This is a genomic window from Streptococcus thoraltensis DSM 12221, from assembly GCF_000380145.1.
In the GTDB taxonomy this organism is placed as follows: domain Bacteria; phylum Bacillota; class Bacilli; order Lactobacillales; family Streptococcaceae; genus Streptococcus; species Streptococcus thoraltensis.
In genome coordinates, this window is the sequence record NZ_KB904633.1 from 54408 (window position 1) to 74063 (window position 19656).

Consider the following 19656-nt stretch of genomic DNA (forward strand, 5'->3'; position numbering starts at 1 on the left):
ACCGAGCTACCCTACTGGTTTACAGTAAATAACTGCTCTCTAAAAAGACAGTTCTCAACGACTCACTTGATGGTTTTATTCTAAGCCAAAATATAAACAAAGTCAAGTTTATCACCAATCATACTATACTTAATAATCTTATCAAAATAGACGTATCCACTACTTATTAAACTACCGCTTCCTCTCCCATTACAGGTCGATTTTTTAACAGTTTGCTCTAGCAAATGATAAATAATGTAACTAGAGTCATTAAGATATTGACATAACAGTAAACCTCTACAAGCCTAAGGCATATAACAGCTTTTTTATTAGTTAGTAGATTATTTTTACCTTCTTGAATATGACATTAAAATACAAACCTTTGATAAAGCTAATCACCACTCACCAATAATATCATTATTATGGTCAAATGAATTAGCTCTCAGACAAGGAACAAAAAAGACGCGGTCAGTACTTGATACTCAATAAAAATCAAAAGCAGACTAGGCGACACAGATAGCAGATAGAACTGAAGGTCATCAAATCAAGGCAACAAGATCTACTTTGGATTTTCGAAGAGTATAAGTACGGCAAGTCGAAAGTGACCATGTATCAAAGTTAATTCAAAAGACTATATATCATTCCAAAAGGCTTGACTAGTTGACTAAGCTGATGGATAATAGAGAAACCATTAACATTTCAATATGGTCAGTAGCTTAGTGAACTTATTTCACTAAGTCTTTTCAATATCTAAACAGATAAAAATTACTAATAAAAGGAGTGTAACATGTCTAAAAAAGTGAAAAACTTCATTCTTTTAAATATCGGTTCTATAATGGCAGCTTTTGGATTTAATGCTTTTTTTCTGCCCAATCACATTGTTACAGGGGGTATTGGAGGTCTAGCCATTAGTTTCCACGAGCTATTTTCTTGGGATGCTGCCCTTTTCATGATGGTATCCAATATTCCATTACTCCTGCTGTGTTATTTTTATCTAGGGAAACCCATTTTTCTAAAAACAATTTACGGTTCTCTCATTTACCCTATCTTTATTAAACTAACACAAGGAGCGCCTACAATCACTGAAAATCCTTTATTAGCTGCTTTGTTCGGCGGTATCATCGTTGGTGTAGGACTGGGATTGGTTTTTTGGAGTGATTCATCTACAGGAGGAACAGGTATTATTATTCAGTTACTAGGTAAGTACTCTCCCATCACACTAGGGCAAGGGGTTATCCTAGTTGATGGTCTGATTACCGCCATTGGATTTCTTGCTTTTGACAGTGATACGGTCATGTACTCTATTATAGGACTCGTTACGATTAGCTATATCATTAATGCTGTCCAAACTGGTTTTACAACCTTAAATACTGTCATCATTGTTTCTCAAAAACATCAAGAAATCAAGACCTACATCAATACTGTTGCAGATAGAGGGGTGACAGAAATCCCTGTAAAAGGAGGCTATTCTGGAACTGAGCAGACCATGCTAATGACTACGATTTCTGGTTACGAATTTGTCAAACTACAGGAAGCTATCACTTCAATTGATGAGACAGCATTCCTAACAGTAACTCCTACTTCTCAGGCGTCCGGACGTGGCTTCAGCCTTCAAAAGAATCATGCCAGTCTGGATGATGATATCCTGATGCCAATGTAATTGATTGATAAATAAGGGTTTTTCTAGTAGAATACAGTTAGAATATAGACATGAGGTAAACATATTGCTTACAGTTTCAGACGTTTCACTACGCTTTAGCGATCGCAAACTTTTTGATGATGTTAATATCAAATTTACAGAAGGAAACACCTACGGCCTTATTGGCGCTAATGGTGCGGGGAAATCAACCTTCTTAAAAATCTTAGCTGGTGATATTGAGCCAACAACTGGACACGTTTCACTCGGTCCAGATGAGCGCCTCTCAGTTCTTCGTCAGAATCACTTTGACTACGAAGAAGAACGTGCCATTGATGTTGTGATTATGGGGAACCAAGATCTTTACGACATCATGAAAGAAAAAGATGCTATCTATATGAAAGAAGATTTTTCTGATGAAGATGGCGTCCGCGCAGCTGAATTAGAAGGTCAGTTTGCAGAGCTTGGTGGCTGGGAAGCAGAGTCAGAAGCATCACAACTACTCCAAAATCTTAATATCCCTGAAGAACTTCATTATCAAAATATGAGTGAGTTAGCTAATGGTGATAAGGTCAAAGTTCTCCTTGCCAAAGCCCTCTTTGGTAAACCAGATGTCCTTCTTCTTGACGAGCCAACTAATGGTCTTGATATTCAATCTATCTCATGGTTGGAAGATTTTTTGATTGATTTTGAAAATACTGTTATCGTTGTATCCCATGACCGTCACTTCTTGAACAAAGTATGTACGCACATGGCTGACCTTGATTTTGGTAAAATCAAACTCTTCGTTGGTAACTATGATTTTTGGAAAGAATCATCTGAATTAGCAGCACGTCTTCAAGCAGACCGTAACGCTAAAGCCGAAGAAAAAATCAAGCAACTTCAAGAATTCGTTGCTCGCTTCTCTGCCAATGCTTCAAAATCAAAACAAGCCACTTCTCGTAAGAAAATGCTTGATAAAATTGAGCTAGAAGAAATCGTACCATCAAGTCGTAAGTACCCATTCATCAATTTCAAAGCTGAACGTGAAATGGGGAATGACCTCTTAACCGTTGAAAACTTATCTGTAACAATCGACGGTGAAACCATCCTCGACAATATCAGCTTTATCCTACGTCCGGGTGACAAGACCGCCCTTATCGGTCAAAATGACCTTCAAACAACAGCCCTTATTCGTGCTATCATGGGGGAAATCCCTTATGAAGGTACTGTCAAGTGGGGTGTGACAACCAGTCAATCCTACCTTCCAAAAGATAATACTAAGGATTTTGAAAATGGTGAGACCATCCTTGAATGGTTGCGTCAATTTGCTGCTAAAGAAGAAGACGATAACACTTTCCTCCGCGGATTCCTTGGCCGCATGCTCTTCTCTGGTGATGAGGTTAACAAGTCTGTCAACGTCTTGTCAGGAGGAGAAAAAGTGCGCGTGATGTTATCTAAACTCATGCTTCTTAAATCAAATGTCCTTGTACTTGATGACCCAACTAACCACTTGGATTTAGAATCCATCTCAAGTCTTAACGATGGTTTAAAAGCTTTCAAAGAATCTATCATCTTTGCCAGTCATGACCACGAATTCATTCAAACTCTTGCTAATCATATCATCGTTCTTTCTAAAAACGGAGTTATTGATCGTATTGATGAAACTTATGATGAATTCCTTGACAATAAAGAAGTTCAAGCAAAAGTTCAAGAACTTTGGAAAGACTAAATTACAAAACTCAGTTGTTCATCAACTGAGTTTTCTACTATACTTTACAAAAAGTTTACAAGGTTAATCTATGACTTCTAAATTTACATTAAAAAAGGGGCTTCCCTATCTTTTAGGATTCCTATTTCCTATCCTAATAATGGTTATTGTCCTACTCACAAATGAAATCTGGTGGGGAAGCAATCGAACCATTCTAGCCAGCGATGGTTTCCATCAATACGCTATTTTTGCTCAGAATCTTAGAAATATCCTACATGGCTCAGATAGTATTTTTTATACCTTTACTAGTGGTTTAGGCTTAAATTTCTACGCACTTATTAGTTATTATCTAGGCTCTTTTTTATCTCCCTTTCTTTATTTTTTCTCTTTACGAACAATCCCTGAAGCTATTTATCTCTTCACTTTACTAAAATTTGGGTTTGCTGGACTGACCATGTTTACTGCTTTACGACAGCTTTACAGTAATGTCAACAAAGTATTACTCTTGTCCCTATCTACTTCTTACGCCTTAATGAGCTTTGCTATCAGCCAATTAGAAATCAATACTTGGTTAGATGTTTTCATCATCGCACCGCTTATTATATTGGGATTACATCGACTTCTTGAAAAGCGCCTGTTCTGGCTTTATTATGCCAGTCTCACCGTTTTATTTATTCAAAATTATTATTTTGGATTTATGATGGCCATCTTTTTAACACTCTATTTTCTTGTTCAACAAAGCAGGGTGTCTTCTTGGAAAAAGTCTCTTAGAAAAGTCTTAGATTTTACTTTTATATCAGTATTTTCAGCCCTATCTAGCTCAATCATGCTATTACCAACCTATTTGGATCTGTCAACTCATGGCGAACAATTTTCAACATTTGAGCAGTGGTTATCAAAAGATGCATGGTATCTGGATATATTTGCTAAAAATATTATCGGAGCTTACGACACAACAAAATTTGGCTCCATCCCAATGATCTATGTTGGCTTATTTCCACTTATTTTAAGCCTTATTTTCTTTACACTTTCTGCTATCAAATGGCAAATACGTCTAGCTTATTTTTTGCTCATTAGTATTATAATTGTTTCCTTTTACCTTGAACCGCTAGATCTTCTCTGGCAAGGGATGCATGCGCCAAATATGTTTTTGCACCGCTACTCTTGGCTCTTATCCCTACTTTTCGTATTTATGGCTGCTGAAACACTTAGCCACTGGAAATCCTTTAACATAAAGAACATCATAATATCATTCATGTTCCTATTTTCAGGGGTTTCAGCGACAGCTATCTTTCAAAAAGAATATGAGTTTTTAACAATTTCTCAATTTATTCTTACTATCATTTTCTTGATTTCCTACGCCACTATTCTCTTAAATAATAATCGCTTACTTCCTAAAGGTTTTCTAATTAGCTTTACACTCTTCTTTACACTTTTTGAAGTATTTATTAATTCTTTCTTTGTTGTGCGTAGTCTAGGCGATGAATGGGTCTTTCCTACTAGAGAAGGCTATGAAAGAAACTTGACTGATATTGAAAAACTTGTCAATTATTCTAAATCTAAAGAGACTAATTTCTACCGAACTGAACGCATCCTCCCTCAAACTGGAAATGATAGCATGAAATTCAACTACAATGGCATTTCCCAATTCTCATCAATACGCAACACGGCTTCAAGTAGTATTCTAGATCGCCTAGGTTTCCAATCCAATGGCACAAACCTCAACTTACGCTATCAAAACAATACAATCATTGCAGACAGTTTATTCGATGTAAAATATAATCTGGCACAATCCAATCCTCAAAAATTTGGCTTTACAAAAGAAAAATCTTCTGGTTCAATGAAACTCTATAAGAATGCTTACGCCTTACCACTCGGTGTTCTCTCAAATAAAGTTTACAAAGATGTCAACTTTACTGTCAACACACTTGACAATCAAGCTGATTTCCTTAATCAACTTTCTGGACTGTCAGAAGACTACTTCCAACGTCTCCTTAGCAATCCTATCAATAATAGCAATAACTTATCTGATCGTGTCACCCTAAAAGCTGATCAATTTGGTACGACAAAAATAAGTTATCAAGTATCAGTTCCTGCCCATCAACAAGTCTATGTCAGTGTTCCTAATATTAGTTTTGCTAACGACAGCCAAAAAGAAGTTACCATTTCTCACGACAAAGTCTCCCAAACATATACAACAGACAATGCTTATACCTTCTTCAATGTTGGTTACTTTGAAAAGGCACAAACTATTATTGTAACTCTAAGTTTTCCTAATAATGCTACTATCAGTTTTGATTCACCAAATTTTTACGGATTAAACACACTTTCTTATCAAAACGCTATAAAGGCTATTAAAAAGCAAAACACGCAAACAAAGACAGATGGCAACAATGTTTTAACGACCTATCATGCTAAACGTGATTCCTCAATAGTCTACACTCTTCCATTTGATAAGGGATGGCAGGCTAAAGTTAATGGGAAGAAAACCACAATTCGAAGAGCTCAGAAAGGGTTTATGAGCGTTAACGTTCCTAAAGGAAAAGGAACCATTGAACTTACCTTCATTCCTCAAGGGCTAAAAGAAGGAAGTTTACTATCACTTCTTGGACTGGGACTATTTATTTTTTACAGTCTGCTTTCTAAATTCTTCAAGCGAGGCAACCTCTCGAGCAAATAGAAAAAGAACCAATTCCTTTTCTAGCTCTTACCCTTTTTATAGTCAAATGAATTAATACTCTTCAAAAATCAAAAGCAGACCTTATTGACTTGAATTGATGAAGACAGTTCCATCTGCATCGGCGTTACCTAGTTTTCTTTTGATTTTCATTAAGTATAACTTTTAGAAAAGGAACTGGGACGCGAACGGTACTCTAGTAGAGCAAGTCGAAAATGACGATGGATCAAAGTTAATTCATTTGACTATACCTAGAGAATAAAAGCTCTATAATTCCTATAGTGGGTAACTCCATCGCAAGGATTATGGGCTTTTTCAGTACAAATGAAAAGTCATGTATGCTGAATAATGAAAAACTAAATAGGTTACACAAACCTAGACGACTAAACAGAAATTATCGACTTATCCGTTGTTCGGCATAAGATAACAGGCTTGGCCAAACAAGCCACACAGATCCTTACTGAACCTTTGACGAACATCTCACTTTTTCACTTCGACAAGAGAAAAAGAATTTGACAATATCTTAATTTATGGGATATTTGATACTTTTTATATCACACGTTAAATCACTAACGCTAAACTCGAAGTCACTAATGACCTCATCAAAGACATTAACCGACAAGCTTCTGGTTTTCGAAACATCAACAACCTTAAAACTAAACTACTCATCTCTGTAAGCACAAAAAAGACAATCAATCTGATTCTCTCGCGTACCTAGCTATCAGTCTCCCGCTACAGTTTTAAACTTCCATAGCAAAGAAAAAAGAGAACCTCTCGATTCTCTTTTAATATGAGCTATTCATATGTTCAAAAACAATTGAATAATTTGAAATAATAGTCCGTACGGGATTCGAACCCGTGTTACCGCCGTGAAAAGGCGGTGTCTTAACCCCTTGACCAACGGACCATAGGTGTTATCTTTAACACTCTTACTATTATAGCAAATAATTTTTTTTTGTCTAGTTCTTTTTTCAACTTTTTTTACTATTGCAGATTAGGTTATTTTTTGATAAACTAAATGAAGTTGATAATGGTCTCATAGCTCAGTTGGATAGAGCATTCGCCTTCTAAGCGAACGGTCGCAGGTTCGAATCCTGCTGGGATCAAAATAAAAGCAACTGGATTTTTATTCCGGTTGCTTTTTCATTTCCCCCACACTCTCTATTTGTGATAAGGGCTACCTTGTTGAATCATAAAACCACGATAAATTTGCTCAACAAGTACTAAACGCATCAACTGATGGGGTAAGGTCAAAAGACCGAAGCTCATCAGTTGATTGGCTCTTTTTTTAACACGCGCATCTAAACCAAGACTGCCGCCAATAATAAAAGTGATTGTAGAACTCCCACCTAGCGTAATTTTTGCCATTTGCTTGGCAAAATCTTCAGATGAAGATTGTTTTCCTTCAATAGCAAGGGCTATGACATAATCTCTTTCACCAATTTTAGATAAAATTTTATCGCCCTCTTTTGCTAAAATGTTAAGATTTTCCGCTGGACTAGCTTGATCCGGCGTTTTTTCATCAGGCAATTCAATTATTTCACATTTGGCAAAGCGTCCCATTCGTTTAACATACTCCGCAATACCATCTTTTAAGTATTTTTCTTTTAATTTTCCAACGCAAATAATTTTGACTTTCATACCTTGATTATAACATATGCACACTTTTTTAACACCTTATCCACATGTTAATAGTTAAAACAAGGGAGCATTTTTTCCTTAATTTAAAGGATTTCCACAAAAATATAAAACTTATCCACAACCTGTGGATACTTTCTTTTTCTAAATCTTTAAGATATAATTAAGACACTTCAATTATGCTTTTAGAAATCAATAAAAAGTATTTCTAAAATAGATAGGGGCGATTAATTTGACACAAAACTCAACCAATAACGGTTTTAAACGAACACTGACAACAATTATAGTTGCTCTGATTTCTGGTTTACTAGGAGCCTTTATGTTGTTGTATTTCTCAGGGAATCTAACAACATCTTGGAATGGTTCCCAACAAAAAACCAAGACTAGCAATGTAGTCTACAATAATACAACCGACACAACCAAGGCAGCAAAAAAAGTACAAGATGCTGTCGTTTCCGTTATTAATTACCAAAAAAACTCCAATTCCTCTTTAAATGACCTCTACTCCCAAGTTTTTGGCGGTGATGAGAAGAAAAATTCCACTGATGATCTCAGCGTCTACAGTGAAGGTTCTGGTGTCATCTATAAAAAACAAGGTGGATCAGCCTACGTTGTTACTAATAACCACGTTATCGATGGAGCGGAAAATATCGAAATCATGCTTTCTGATGGCACCAAAGTTGTCGGAGAATTAGTTGGTTCAGATACTTATTCTGACCTAGCCGTTGTCAAAATTTCTGATAAAAAAGTATCTACTGTTGCAGAATTTGCCAATTCGGACAAACTTAATGTGGGAGAAATTGCCATTGCAATGGGAAGTCCACTCGGTACCGAGTATGCTAACACTGTTACTCAAGGGATTGTTTCTAGTCTGAGTCGTACCGTAACACTCAAAAACGATGAAGGTGAAACCATCTCAACCAATGCCATCCAAACAGATGCTGCTATCAATCCTGGTAACTCTGGAGGAGCCCTCATTAATATTGAAGGTCAAGTTATCGGAATCAATTCAAGTAAAATTTCTTCAACTTCAAAAGCTGGCGAATCAGTGGAAGGAATGGGATTTGCTATTCCATCTAATGACGTGCTGAAAATTATCAATCAGTTAGAGAAAAATGGCCAAGTAACACGTCCTGCGCTCGGTATTTCAATGGCTAACTTGAGCGATCTCTCAACCAGTGCAATCTCCGAACTAAAAATCCCTGAAAGTGTTACTGGCGGTATTGTTGTCGCTTCAGTTCAAGATAACATGCCTGCTTCAGGTAAGCTCCAACGCTACGATGTCATTACTAAAATTGATGACAAAGAAGTCACATCAACAAGTGATCTTCAAAGTATCCTCTATGGACATGAAATTGGCGACACTATCAAAGTGACTTATTACCGTGGCAAAGATAAACAAACAACCACTATAAAACTAAGCAAGTCAACAAAATACTTGGAAAACAACTAAGAAGAAGCCCTCCGGGGCTTTTTCAACGTCTCACATCTTTAGGATTGAAGCAATGAAAGATACTTTAAAAGACATTTTAATCAGCGAGATTACAACTAATCCCAACCAACCGCGGCAAATTTTCAAAGAAGAAGAGATCAAAGCACTTGCTGAATCAATTGCAAATAATGGCTTAATCCAACCCATTATCGTTAGACCATCAGATATTATCGGCTATGAACTGATAGCTGGTGAGAGACGGTTAAGGGCTCATCAATTTCTTGGTAAGAGTCATATTAAAGCAGTCATTACTCAAAAAAGCTATCAAGAGAGTATGAAGCAAGCACTTATTGAAAATCTTCAGAGAGCGGACTTAAATCCTATCGAAGAAGCTAAAGCTTATCAAAATATCATTGATAAGCTCGAGATGACACATCAAGAACTGGCTAGATCCATAGGGAAATCTCGACCTTATATCTCAAACCAATTGCGTTTATTGCAGCTTACTCCTTCTTGGCAAAGCGCTATTGAAACAGGTTTAGCTACTCCAGGACATGCAAGGCTAATTCTGGCACTCCCTGAGGAGGAGCAAGAATTTTGGCTAACAGAAATTACCAGCTATCAAATGAGCGTTCACCAGCTGGAAAAAAATCTCAAAAAAGAAGACAATAAGCCCTCCTCAAAAGAAAAAACTATTTTCCAAAATCATTTGGAAAAAGAGCTTCAAAAATCACTTGGTTTAGCAGTTAACATTTCAGGTTTTCAACAAAAAAAAGGCCACCTCTCAATCACCTTTGCTAACGAAGAAGAATTCAACAGAATTATCAACAAGCTAAAATAACTTGTTAGCTTTTATTTTTCTAGACATGACTTATACACAAGCTATAATGAAAGAAGCCGCTTATTCTAAAGGCTTCTTTTTACTATCCACAACCTGTGGATAACTTCTTTTAACAATGTGGATTTTATTTTTCAATATTGTGGATAACTCATCTGCATTATGTTAGAATGTTAGCAAGACATGACTAAAAGGAGATAGCTATGACCGAAAATGAACGCATCTTTTGGAATAGGGTTTTAGAATTGGCTCATAGCCAACTAAAGCAAGCTACTTTTGATTTTTATGTAACAGATGCGAGATTGATTAAGATTGACAATAATGTTGCAACTATCTTTTTAGATAGCGAGATGAAAGAACTTTTCTGGCAGAAAAATCTTCAGAAATTTACCCTGACAGCTGGCTTTGAAATTTTCAATGCCGAAATTTCAAATCATTATATCTTTTCAGAGGACGAATTACAGCCTTCAACAACTAATGAAGTTGCCAATTATGGGACAACGACAAGTCAAAAAGCACCCGCTTTACCATATGTTGAGCCAAATCTCAATGAAAAATATAGCTTTCAAAATTTTGTTCAAGGTGATGAAAACCGCTGGGCAGTCGCAGCCTCTATTGCGGTTACTGAGGGCCCAGGTACCACTTATAATCCCCTCTTTATTTATGGCGGTCCAGGACTAGGTAAAACACACTTGCTAAATGCCATTGGTAATGCTGTCTTACAGGATAATCCCATTGCTCGGATTCGCTACATTACAGCTGAAAATTTCATGAATGAGTTTACCAAACACCTCAGACTCAATACCATGGATGAACTGAAAGATAATTTTAGAACACTTGATGTCCTTCTCATTGATGACATTCAATCATTGCCGAAGAAAACCACCAATGCTGGTATTCAAGAGGAATTTTTCAATACCTTTAACGCACTTCATGCCAATAATAAACAAATTGTTCTAACCAGCGACCGTAATCCTGATCACCTTAATGATTTGGAAGATCGTTTGGTCACGCGCTTCAAGTGGGGATTAACTGTCAATATTACACCTCCCGATTTTGAAACGCGGGTAGCCATCTTAACTAATAAGATTCAAGAGTATGACTTTGATTTTCCTACAGAAACCATTGAATACCTAGCCGGCCAGTTTGATTCAAACGTTCGTGAATTAGAAGGGGCTTTGAAAGACATCAGCCTAGTTGCCAACTTCAAGAAACTAAAGGTTATTACAGTTGAAGTTGCCGCTGAAGCCATCCGAGCTCGTAAAAAAGATGGTCCTCAAGTTACTGTCATCCCAATCGAGGATATCCAGACTACCGTCGGCAAATTTTACGGGGTTACTGTTAAAGAAATAAGAGCAACCAAGCGAACACAAAATATTGTTTTGGCTCGACAAGTAGCCATGTATCTTGCACGTGAGATGACTGACAATTCACTTCCTAAAATCGGGAAAGAATTCGGAGGTCGTGATCACTCGACTGTTCTGCACGCCTATAATAAAATCAAAAATATGCTGGCTCAAGACGAAGGACTTCGTATTGAACTTGAAAGCATCAAAAACAAAATTAAGTAGTTGTGGATAAGTTCTTGTTTTTAGCTAGACTTTTCCACAACTTGTGAACAAGTCCCATTTCCTGACATTCTTTGCTTTTTGAGACTTTTCCACATTATCAACAGCGCCTAATACTAATACTATATATAATACTTTAGATATAAAGGAGTACCCATGATTTCATTTGCTATTAATAAAGCCTTTTTCCTCCACGCTCTTAATGCAACCAAGCGAGCTATTTCTACTAAAAATGCTATTCCAATTTTATCCACAATTAAAATTGAAGTATCTGCTTCAGGAATTACTTTAACAGGATCCAATGGTCAAATTTCAATCGAACATTTTATTTCAACAGAAAATGAAAATGCAGGTTTATTAATAACCTCTCCAGGAGCTATTCTTTTAGAAGCTGGTTTCTTTATCAATATCGTATCGAGTTTGCCTGATGTGACCCTTGATTTTAAAGAAATGGACAATTACCAAGTCCAAATTATCAGCGGTAAATCAGAAATCACTCTTAAAGGGAAAGATGTTGAGCAGTACCCTCGTCTTCAAGAAGTTGATACCAACAATCCCTTAATCATGGAAACAAAAACACTTAAACAAGTTATTACAGAAACTTCATTCGCAGCAAGTACTCAAGAAAGCCGTCCTATCTTGACAGGTGTTCACGTCATGCTTAAAGACAATCAGGTCTTTAAAGCTGTTGCAACAGATTCTCATCGCATGAGTCAACGTCAATTAAACTTGGAGAAGAAGTCTGCTGATTTTGATGTCGTTATTCCTAGCCGTTCTCTACGCGAATTCTCAGCCGTTTTTACGGACGATATTGAAACAGTGGAGATTTTCTTCTCGGCTAGTCAAATTCTCTTTAGAAGTGAAAATATTAGCTTCTACACACGTCTTCTCGAAGGAGCCTACCCAGACACTGATCGCCTCCTAACCTCTAACTTTGAAACAGAAGTTGTCTTTAGAACAACCAATCTTCGTCAAGCTATGGAGCGTGCCTTCTTGGTGTCAAATGCGACACAAAATGGAACCGTAAAACTTGAGATTGCCGGTAATGCAGTCAGTGCCCATGTAAACTCACCAGAAGTCGGAAAAGTAAACGAAGAATTGGATACCGAAGAATTGTCTGGGAGCGATCTAACCATTAGTTTCAATCCAACCTACCTGATCGAAGCTCTTAAAGCGCTGAAAAGTGAAACCGTGCGTATCCGTTTCCTATCACAAGTACGACCATTCACCTTGACGCCAGGTGACGACAGTGAGAACTTTATTCAGCTCATTACGCCAGTTCGTACCAATTGATTCTTCTAAAACCATTTAGCAATGTCTAAGTGGTTTTTTAGCAATTAAATTTGCTATAATAGCTAAAATGAGGAGAAAATGTTATGTATCAAGTAGGGACTAAAGTTGAAATGAAAAAGCCTCATGCTTGCATTATTAAAGCAACGAGGAAAAAAGCTAATTGTTGGGAAATTATACGCTTAGGAGCAGATATTAAAATCAAATGTACTAATTGTGAGCATGTGGTCATGATGAGTCGATATGATTTTGAACGTAAACTCAGAAAGATTTTATCGCAACCGCAATAATACTGTAAAATCAATAGTTTTGAGACTTTTGCAACTAATAGTTGCTCTCAAAAGTGCTGGTAAAAGTGCTTATTAAGTCATATATTTTAAGAAAAAATTGAAACTGAACAAGAGATGTTTTCAGTTAGTTGAATTTATCTCGTTTTTAGTAAGGAAGGACAAATACAAATATGACAATTTTTGCAGAGCAACTCAAAAGCTTACGAACAGCTCGAAATTTATCTCAAGATAATCTCGCTGAACAGCTGTACATTTCCCGACAAGCTATTTCAAAATGGGAAAATGGAGATGCAGCACCAGATATGGACAACTTGATAAAACTAGCTTCTATTTTAGAAGTTAGTTTAGATGAGTTAATGCTAGGAAAAACTCCTGAAGTCAAGGTTGAAAGGATTGTGGAAACAAGAGAAAATCATCAAATGAATGCTTGGGAATTTTTAGCAGATTATTGGTGGCTATTATTTCCTGTTGGCGCCTTTTTATACGGTCTATTTGCTGCAGTGATGAAAGTTTTACAGAAGTATGGTTAATTTATAAAAGTCTGCCATGGGGTAGGCTTTTTTTCATGTTTTTATGCTATAATAATCGTGATTGAAAAAAGATAAGGAAGTTACTAAGTTATGGCTTTAACAGCAGGTATTGTTGGTCTACCAAATGTCGGTAAGTCAACATTATTTAATGCAATTACAAAGGCTGGTGCAGAAGCAGCCAACTATCCGTTTGCAACCATCGACCCCAATGTCGGCATGGTTGAAGTTCCAGATGAGCGTCTCACTAAATTGACCGAGTTGGTCAAACCTAAAAAGACTGTTCCAACAACCTTCGAATTTACTGATATTGCCGGTATTGTTAAAGGTGCCTCTCGTGGTGAAGGTTTGGGAAATAAATTCCTAGCCAATATCCGTGAAGTAGACGCTATCGTTCATGTTGTTCGTGCTTTTGATGATGAAAATGTTATGCGTGAGCAAGGGCGCGAATCTGACTTTGTTGATCCAATCGCAGATATTGAAACCATTAATTTGGAGTTGATTCTGGCTGACTTGGAGTCAATCAACAAACGCTATGCGCGTGTTGAGAAAATGGCTCGTACACAAAAAGACAAAGATTCTGTTGCTGAGTTTAACGTTCTTGAAAAAATCAAACCTGTCCTAGAAGACGGTAAATCAGCTCGTACCATTGATTTCACTGAAGAAGAACAAAAAGTGGTTAAAGGACTCTTTCTTTTGACAACCAAACCTGTTCTTTATGTGGCAAACGTCGATGAAGATAAGGTTGCAGAGCCAGATGACATTGACTACGTCCAATCTATTCGTGACTTTGCAGCAACTGAAAATGCTGAGGTCGTTGTTATTTCAGCGCGTGCGGAAGAAGAAATTTCTGAACTTGACGATGAAGACAAACAAGAATTCTTAGAAGCCATTGGACTTACGGAGTCAGGCGTTGACAAATTAACCCGTGCGGCTTACCATTTGTTGGGGCTTGGAACTTACTTTACTGCTGGCGAAAAAGAAGTTCGTGCTTGGACTTTCAAACGAGGTATCAAAGCACCTCAGGCAGCGGGAATCATCCACTCGGACTTTGAGAAAGGCTTCATTCGAGCGGTAACCATGTCTTATGATGATTTGTTACAATATGGTTCTGAAAAAGCTGTCAAAGAAGCAGGACGCTTACGTGAAGAAGGAAAAGAATATATTGTTCAAGATGGCGATGTGATGGAATTCCGTTTCAACGTTTAATATTTTTTAAAACACTAATCGGCTGGAAGTTACTTCCAGTCCTTTTGCATTTGCATTGGAGAATAAAATGACAAAATTAATTGTAGGATTGGGAAATCCAGGCTCAAAGTATGACAATACTAGACATAATGTTGGCTTTATGTCAGTTGACACTATTGTCAATCAACTTAACTTAACCTTTACAGAAGATAAAACCTTTAAGGCTTATGTAACTAGTGGTTTTATCAATGGTGAAAAAATTTATTTCATCAAACCAACCACCTTCATGAATAATAGTGGAATTGCTGTTAAGGCACTATTGACATATTACAATATTACTATTGAAAATCTGATTGTTATTTATGATGATTTGGATATGGACGTTGGAAAAATTCGTTTCCGCCAAAAAGGTTCAGCTGGTGGCCATAATGGAATCAAGTCCATTATTTCTCATATCGGTACACAAGAGTTTGACCGTATCAAAATCGGTATTGGTCGTCCTCAGAATGGTATGACCGTAATCAATCATGTTTTAGGAAAATTCTCAACCGATGAAAAGATAACCATTGACAACACCTTAGATAAAGTTGACAAAGCTGTCAACTATTATTTGGAAAATGATGATTTTGAAGCAACGATGAGACGATACAATGGATAAACTAGGATTAACGGATTTATTAGCACAAAATAAAATTATTCAAAATTGGCTTGGGCAAGTTGACACAGGACGACAGTTGGTCATGGGCTTATCTGCTTCTAGTAAAGCATTGGCCATTGCGACAGCCTTCCAAAAAAATCAAGGGAAGTTTGTCATTGTTACATCAACGCAAAATGAAGCAGAGAAGCTGATTAGTGACTTATCTGCTTTACTGGATGAGAAGTATCTTTATAGCTTTTTTGCAGACGATGTGGCAGCGGCTGAATTTATTTTTTCATCACTTGATCGTACCTTATCTCGTTTGGAGAGTTTAAATTTTTTACAGGATAACAATGCATCGGGTATTTTGGTGACATCTATTATTGGTACTAAAATACTATTACCAAACCCCGAAGTTTATCATAAAGCTCAAATCAAACTGTCAATTGGAGTTGACAAAGAGCTTGACAAACTTGTCAAACAACTCTCTCAACTAGGCTATGAACGTGTTAGTCAAGTATTAAGTCCAGGAGAATATAGTCGTAGAGGTGACATCCTAGATATCTACGAAGTGACTGGAAGTCATCCTTTTAGAATTGAGTTCTTTGGTGATGAAATTGACGGTATTCGTACTTTTGATAGTGAGAGTCAAAAATCTTTGGATAGTTTAGAAAGGGTTACTATCTCACCAGCGACAGATATTATTTTGGAAACGAGTGATTTTAATAGGGCAACACTCAAATTAGAAGAAGAGATTGAAAAAAGTATCCATGAAGACTTAACTGCCTATTTAACGGATGTCCTATCAGTTACAAAGGAAAACTACCGCCATAAGGATAGTCGCCGCTTTTTAAGTTTCTTCTACGATAAGAATTATAGCCTCTTTGACTACTTTACTAAGGATACAGTACTTTTTATTGATGACTTTCAAAAGTTGATGGATTGTCATGCTCGCTTTGAAATGGAAGTTGCCAACCTTTTGACAGATGATTTACAACAAAATAAAGCAGTGTCAAGTCAAGTTTACTTTGCCGATACCTATCAAGTTCTTAGAAAATATAAACCAGCAACCTTCTTTTCCAATTTCCACAAAGGATTAGGAAATATTAAGTTTGATGCTCTGCATAACATGACTCAGTATCCCATGCAGGAATTTTTTAATCAGTTTCCTCTTTTAGTAGATGAAATTCATCGCTATCAGAAGCAGAAAGCGACTATCCTGGTCCAAGTGGATTCGCAAAAATCACTGGTTAGTTTACAAGAGACACTTAAAGAATATGATTTAGAATTACTAATCTCTGATAGTCAGCAGATTATTCCTCGTCAAGCTCAGTTTATCATTGGTCACTTATCAACTGGATTTTATCTGGCAGATGAAAAATTAGTTTTAATCACTGAACGCGAGATTTTTCATAAACAAATCAAACGTCGCGCGCGTCGCTCTAATATCTCCAATGCGGAACGTCTTAAAGATTATAATGAACTTGAAAAGGGAGACTATGTCGTCCATCAAGTACACGGTATTGGTAAATTCCTCGGCATTGAAACACTTGAAATAAAGGGTGTTCATCGTGACTATCTAACCATTCAATACCAAAATTCAGATCGCATCTCGCTGCCGATTGAGCAGATTGAAAGTTTATCAAAGTATGTTTCAGCCGATGGCAAAGAGCCAAAAATCAACAAACTCAATGATGGACGTTTTCAAAAAACAAAACAAAAAGTTACCAAACAAGTTGAAGATATTGCTGATGATCTGTTAAAACTTTATGCCGAACGAAGTCAGCTTAGAGGATTTGCTTTTTCTCCAGATGACGACAATCAACGAGAATTTGATGAAGATTTTGCCTATGTCGAGACAGAAGATCAACTCAGATCAATTGCTGAAATCAAAAAAGACATGGAAGCTGACAAGCCTATGGATCGTCTTTTAGTTGGTGATGTTGGTTTTGGTAAGACAGAGGTTGCTATGCGGGCAGCCTTTAAAGCAGTCAATGATGGCAAGCAAGTAGCTATTTTAGTACCAACGACAGTCTTAGCACATCAACATTATGTCAACTTTAAAGAACGTTTTGACAACCAAGCTGTCAACATTGAGGAACTCAGTCGTTTTAAAAGTAAGAAAGAGCAGAACCTTATTTTAGAAGAATTATCCAAAGGGCGAGTTGATATTATTATCGGAACGCACCGTCTTCTTTCTAAGGATGTCAATTTCTCGGATTTGGGTTTAATTGTCATTGATGAAGAGCAACGATTTGGTGTCAAGCACAAAGAAACACTGAAAGAATTGAAAACTAAGGTTGATGTTTTGACCTTGACAGCGACACCAATTCCTCGAACACTTCATATGTCAATGCTTGGTATTCGAGACTTATCAGTCATTGAAACACCTCCAACTAATCGTTACCCTGTTCAAACCTATGTGATGGAAACTAATCTTGGAATGATTAGGGAAGCTATTTTACGAGAATTAGACCGTGGCGGACAGGTTTTCTACGTTTACAATAAAGTTGACACCATTGAACAAAAGGCCTCTGAATTACAGGAGTTAATCCCAGAAGCAAGCATTGGTATTGTTCATGGTCAGATGAGTGAAATTCAACTAGAAAATACCCTTTTAGACTTTATCGCAGGGGTTTACGATGTCTTGGTAGCAACAACTATTATTGAAACAGGTGTCGATATTTCTAATGTCAATACTCTATTTATCGAAAATGCAGACCATATGGGCTTGTCAACCTTGTATCAACTTCGTGGGCGTGTAGGGCGCTCCAATCGTATCGCTTATGCCTACCTTATGTATCGCCCTGATAAAGTGTTGACAGAAGTTTCAGAGAAAAGATTAGACGCCATTAAAGGCTTTACAGAACTCGGTTCTGGTTTTAAAATTGCCATGCGTGATTTGTCTATTCGTGGAGCTGGTAATATCTTAGGCGCATCACAGAGTGGTTTCATTGACTCAGTTGGATTTGAAATGTATTCCCAACTTTTAGAGGATGCTATTTTGAAGAAACAAGGGAAATCACAGGTCCGTCAGAAAGGCAATGCTGAGCTTAATTTACAAATTGATGCTTATCTGCCAACACAATACATTTCAGATGAACGTCAGAAAATTGAAATCTACAAACGCATCCGTGAAATTGACTCGCGCGCTGCTTATGAAGAACTTCAAGATGAGTTGATTGACCGCTTTGGAGAATATCCTGATCAAGTCGCCTATCTCCTTGAAATCGGTCTTGTCAAAGCCTACCTTGACAGTGTCTTTACAGAATTAGTTGACCGTAAGGAGAATCAAGTGATTATTCGCTTTGAAAAAGTCACGCAGACTCTCTTTTTGACTCAAGATTACTTTGAAGCCCTTTCTAAAACCAGTCTCAAGGCTCGTATCAGTGAAAATCAAGGTAAAATTGAAGTGATTTTCGACATCCGAAATAAAAAAGACTACGAGATTTTAGAAGAATTGATACAGTTCGGTCAAGGATTCGCTGAAATCAAAGAACGAAAAATGAAAAATAAGGCTTAAATAGATTTAAAAACACTTTGACAAAACCTTTTGACATAAAAAAAGTCTCACGACAAAGAGCTTGCATGGTAAACTGAGTAGCAATTGGTTAGACTAAAAGTATCAAGGAGAACAAAATGGAGCTACACAATCGTTTAGTTGGTTTAAGAAAGAGCAAACAACTCTCTCAAGAAGAATTGGCAGAGAAACTCTATGTTTCACGTCAAACAATTTCTAACTGGGAACGTGGACGCACCTATCCCGATATCAACTCACTGTTATTGATAGCAACCTTTTTCGATGTCTCCTTAGATAATCTAATCAAAGGAGATGTTGATATTATGGAAGATCAAGTTGGTCAATCACAGTTCAAGAAGTGGCTTATTGTTGGAGGAATTTCGTGGTTTCTTTTTTCAGTAGTAGTACCGACACGTTATCTTTTCTCTACAGGGGTAGTCGCTCCGATTTTATGGATATTAGCCTGCCCTATGATTTATTCAGCTTTTCAAGTCTTTTATATTTTGAAAAATCGTGATTTACAGACTTATGCGGATATTCTCAATTTCTTAAATCCAGATAAAAAAGCAAAGACAAGTATTTCAAGTGAACTTTGGTTTGGAGTAACTTTACTTTTCGTTGTTTTTATTATCTTTTTTGCAGGTATAGTAGTTTCAACCCTAATATTTTGGTAAGAGAGCATTTGCTCTCTTTTTATATTTTAATGACATATGTTATAAGCTCTGCTATTTTTCTAAAAAAATGCT

14 protein-coding genes, 2 tRNA genes and 1 pseudogene are annotated in these 19656 nt (G+C 36.9%); 15 read left to right on the forward strand and 2 right to left on the reverse strand.

Translation table 11 applies throughout. The annotated features are described in order from the left end of the window. Positions 1-766: 766 nt before the first annotated feature. The 4 genes and pseudogenes from A3IA_RS0111420 to A3IA_RS13165 form a co-directional block, all read left to right on the forward strand. Positions 767-1639: a YitT family protein gene (locus A3IA_RS0111420; protein ID WP_018381454.1), complete on the forward strand. Its 873-nt coding sequence runs from the start codon at positions 767-769 to the stop codon at positions 1637-1639. Between the two features lie 64 nt (positions 1640-1703). Then, positions 1704-3326 (forward strand): ATP-binding cassette domain-containing protein, encoded by a 1623-nt coding sequence (locus tag A3IA_RS0111425; protein WP_018381455.1) that lies wholly within the window; start codon positions 1704-1706, stop codon positions 3324-3326. 70 nt (positions 3327-3396) lie between these two features. Next, complete coding sequence (locus A3IA_RS0111430; protein WP_026217690.1) at positions 3397-5985, forward strand: YfhO family protein; 2589 nt, start codon at positions 3397-3399, stop codon at positions 5983-5985. Between the two features lie 565 nt (positions 5986-6550). Beyond that, a pseudogene (locus tag A3IA_RS13165) lies at positions 6551-6700 on the forward strand (transposase); the annotation flags it as partial. 117 nt (positions 6701-6817) lie between these two features. Here A3IA_RS13165 and A3IA_RS0111435 read toward each other — a convergent pair. Further along, a tRNA-Glu gene (locus A3IA_RS0111435) sits at positions 6818-6889 on the reverse strand. 125 nt (positions 6890-7014) lie between these two features. Here A3IA_RS0111435 and A3IA_RS0111440 point away from each other — a divergent pair. After that, positions 7015-7088 (forward strand) — tRNA-Arg (locus tag A3IA_RS0111440). Between the two features lie 55 nt (positions 7089-7143). On the opposite strand, the gene rlmH is transcribed toward A3IA_RS0111440, so the two are convergent. Further along, the gene (gene rlmH, locus A3IA_RS0111445; RefSeq protein WP_018381457.1) at positions 7144-7623 is read right to left on the reverse strand and encodes a 23S rRNA (pseudouridine(1915)-N(3))-methyltransferase RlmH; all 480 of its coding nucleotides are present in this window, start codon (positions 7621-7623) and stop codon (positions 7144-7146) included. Between the two features lie 268 nt (positions 7624-7891). On the opposite strand from rlmH, the gene A3IA_RS0111450 reads away from it, so the two are divergent. The 10 genes from A3IA_RS0111450 to A3IA_RS0111495 all read left to right on the forward strand — a co-directional run bounded on the left by A3IA_RS0111450 (position 7892) and on the right by A3IA_RS0111495 (position 19584). Next, the gene (locus A3IA_RS0111450; RefSeq protein ID WP_320878987.1) at positions 7892-9073 is read left to right on the forward strand and encodes a S1C family serine protease; all 1182 of its coding nucleotides are present in this window, start codon (positions 7892-7894) and stop codon (positions 9071-9073) included. Between the two features lie 52 nt (positions 9074-9125). Beyond that, complete coding sequence (locus A3IA_RS0111455) at positions 9126-9893, forward strand: ParB/RepB/Spo0J family partition protein (protein ID WP_018381459.1); 768 nt, start codon at positions 9126-9128, stop codon at positions 9891-9893. Positions 9894-10093: 200 nt separating this feature from the next. Then, entirely contained in the window at positions 10094-11461 is a 1368-nt protein-coding gene (gene dnaA / locus A3IA_RS0111460) for a chromosomal replication initiator protein DnaA (protein WP_018381460.1), read from the forward strand. A 153-nt stretch (positions 11462-11614) separates the two neighbouring features. Then, complete coding sequence (dnaN, locus tag A3IA_RS0111465; protein ID WP_018381461.1) at positions 11615-12751, forward strand: DNA polymerase III subunit beta; 1137 nt, start codon at positions 11615-11617, stop codon at positions 12749-12751. An 83-nt stretch (positions 12752-12834) separates the two neighbouring features. After that, entirely contained in the window at positions 12835-13038 is a 204-nt protein-coding gene (locus tag A3IA_RS0111470) for a DUF951 domain-containing protein (RefSeq protein ID WP_018381462.1), read from the forward strand. A 170-nt stretch (positions 13039-13208) separates the two neighbouring features. Beyond that, positions 13209-13568 (forward strand): helix-turn-helix domain-containing protein, encoded by a 360-nt coding sequence (locus tag A3IA_RS0111475; protein ID WP_018381463.1) that lies wholly within the window; start codon positions 13209-13211, stop codon positions 13566-13568. A gap of 90 nt (positions 13569-13658) precedes the next feature. Then, the gene (gene ychF / locus A3IA_RS0111480; RefSeq protein ID WP_018381464.1) at positions 13659-14774 is read left to right on the forward strand and encodes a redox-regulated ATPase YchF; all 1116 of its coding nucleotides are present in this window, start codon (positions 13659-13661) and stop codon (positions 14772-14774) included. A 67-nt stretch (positions 14775-14841) separates the two neighbouring features. Beyond that, on the forward strand, positions 14842-15411 hold the full coding sequence (pth, locus tag A3IA_RS0111485) for an aminoacyl-tRNA hydrolase (RefSeq protein ID WP_018381465.1): 570 nt from the start codon (positions 14842-14844) through the stop codon (positions 15409-15411). Continuing rightward, positions 15404-18913 carry a transcription-repair coupling factor gene (gene mfd / locus A3IA_RS0111490; RefSeq protein WP_018381466.1) on the forward strand — a complete coding sequence of 1170 codons (3510 nt, stop codon included), beginning with the start codon at positions 15404-15406 and terminating at the stop codon, positions 18911-18913. The genes pth and mfd overlap by 8 nt, the downstream gene beginning before the upstream one ends. Positions 18914-19029: 116 nt before the next feature. Further along, positions 19030-19584, forward strand: a complete 555-nt coding sequence (locus A3IA_RS0111495) for a helix-turn-helix domain-containing protein (protein WP_018381467.1) — start codon at positions 19030-19032, stop codon at positions 19582-19584. Positions 19585-19656 lie beyond the last annotated feature (72 nt).

Bases quoted from the DNA above. Each gene is read 5' to 3' on its own strand.
- A3IA_RS0111420 (WP_018381454.1), top strand. From the start codon at position 767: ATGTCTAAAAAAGTGAAAAACTTCATTCTTTTAAATATCGGTTCTATA.
- A3IA_RS0111430 (WP_026217690.1), top strand. From the start codon at position 3,397: ATGACTTCTAAATTTACATTAAAAAAGGGGCTTCCCTATCTTTTAGGA.
- rlmH (WP_018381457.1), bottom strand. From the start codon at position 7,623: ATGAAAGTCAAAATTATTTGCGTTGGAAAATTAAAAGAAAAATACTTA.
- A3IA_RS0111455 (WP_018381459.1), top strand. From the start codon at position 9,126: ATGAAAGATACTTTAAAAGACATTTTAATCAGCGAGATTACAACTAAT.
- dnaA (WP_018381460.1), top strand. From the start codon at position 10,094: ATGACCGAAAATGAACGCATCTTTTGGAATAGGGTTTTAGAATTGGCT.
- dnaN (WP_018381461.1), top strand. From the start codon at position 11,615: ATGATTTCATTTGCTATTAATAAAGCCTTTTTCCTCCACGCTCTTAAT.
- A3IA_RS0111470 (WP_018381462.1), top strand. From the start codon at position 12,835: ATGTATCAAGTAGGGACTAAAGTTGAAATGAAAAAGCCTCATGCTTGC.
- A3IA_RS0111475 (WP_018381463.1), top strand. From the start codon at position 13,209: ATGACAATTTTTGCAGAGCAACTCAAAAGCTTACGAACAGCTCGAAAT.
- ychF (WP_018381464.1), top strand. From the start codon at position 13,659: ATGGCTTTAACAGCAGGTATTGTTGGTCTACCAAATGTCGGTAAGTCA.
- pth (WP_018381465.1), top strand. From the start codon at position 14,842: ATGACAAAATTAATTGTAGGATTGGGAAATCCAGGCTCAAAGTATGAC.
- mfd (WP_018381466.1), top strand. From the start codon at position 15,404: ATGGATAAACTAGGATTAACGGATTTATTAGCACAAAATAAAATTATT.
- A3IA_RS0111495 (WP_018381467.1), top strand. From the start codon at position 19,030: ATGGAGCTACACAATCGTTTAGTTGGTTTAAGAAAGAGCAAACAACTC.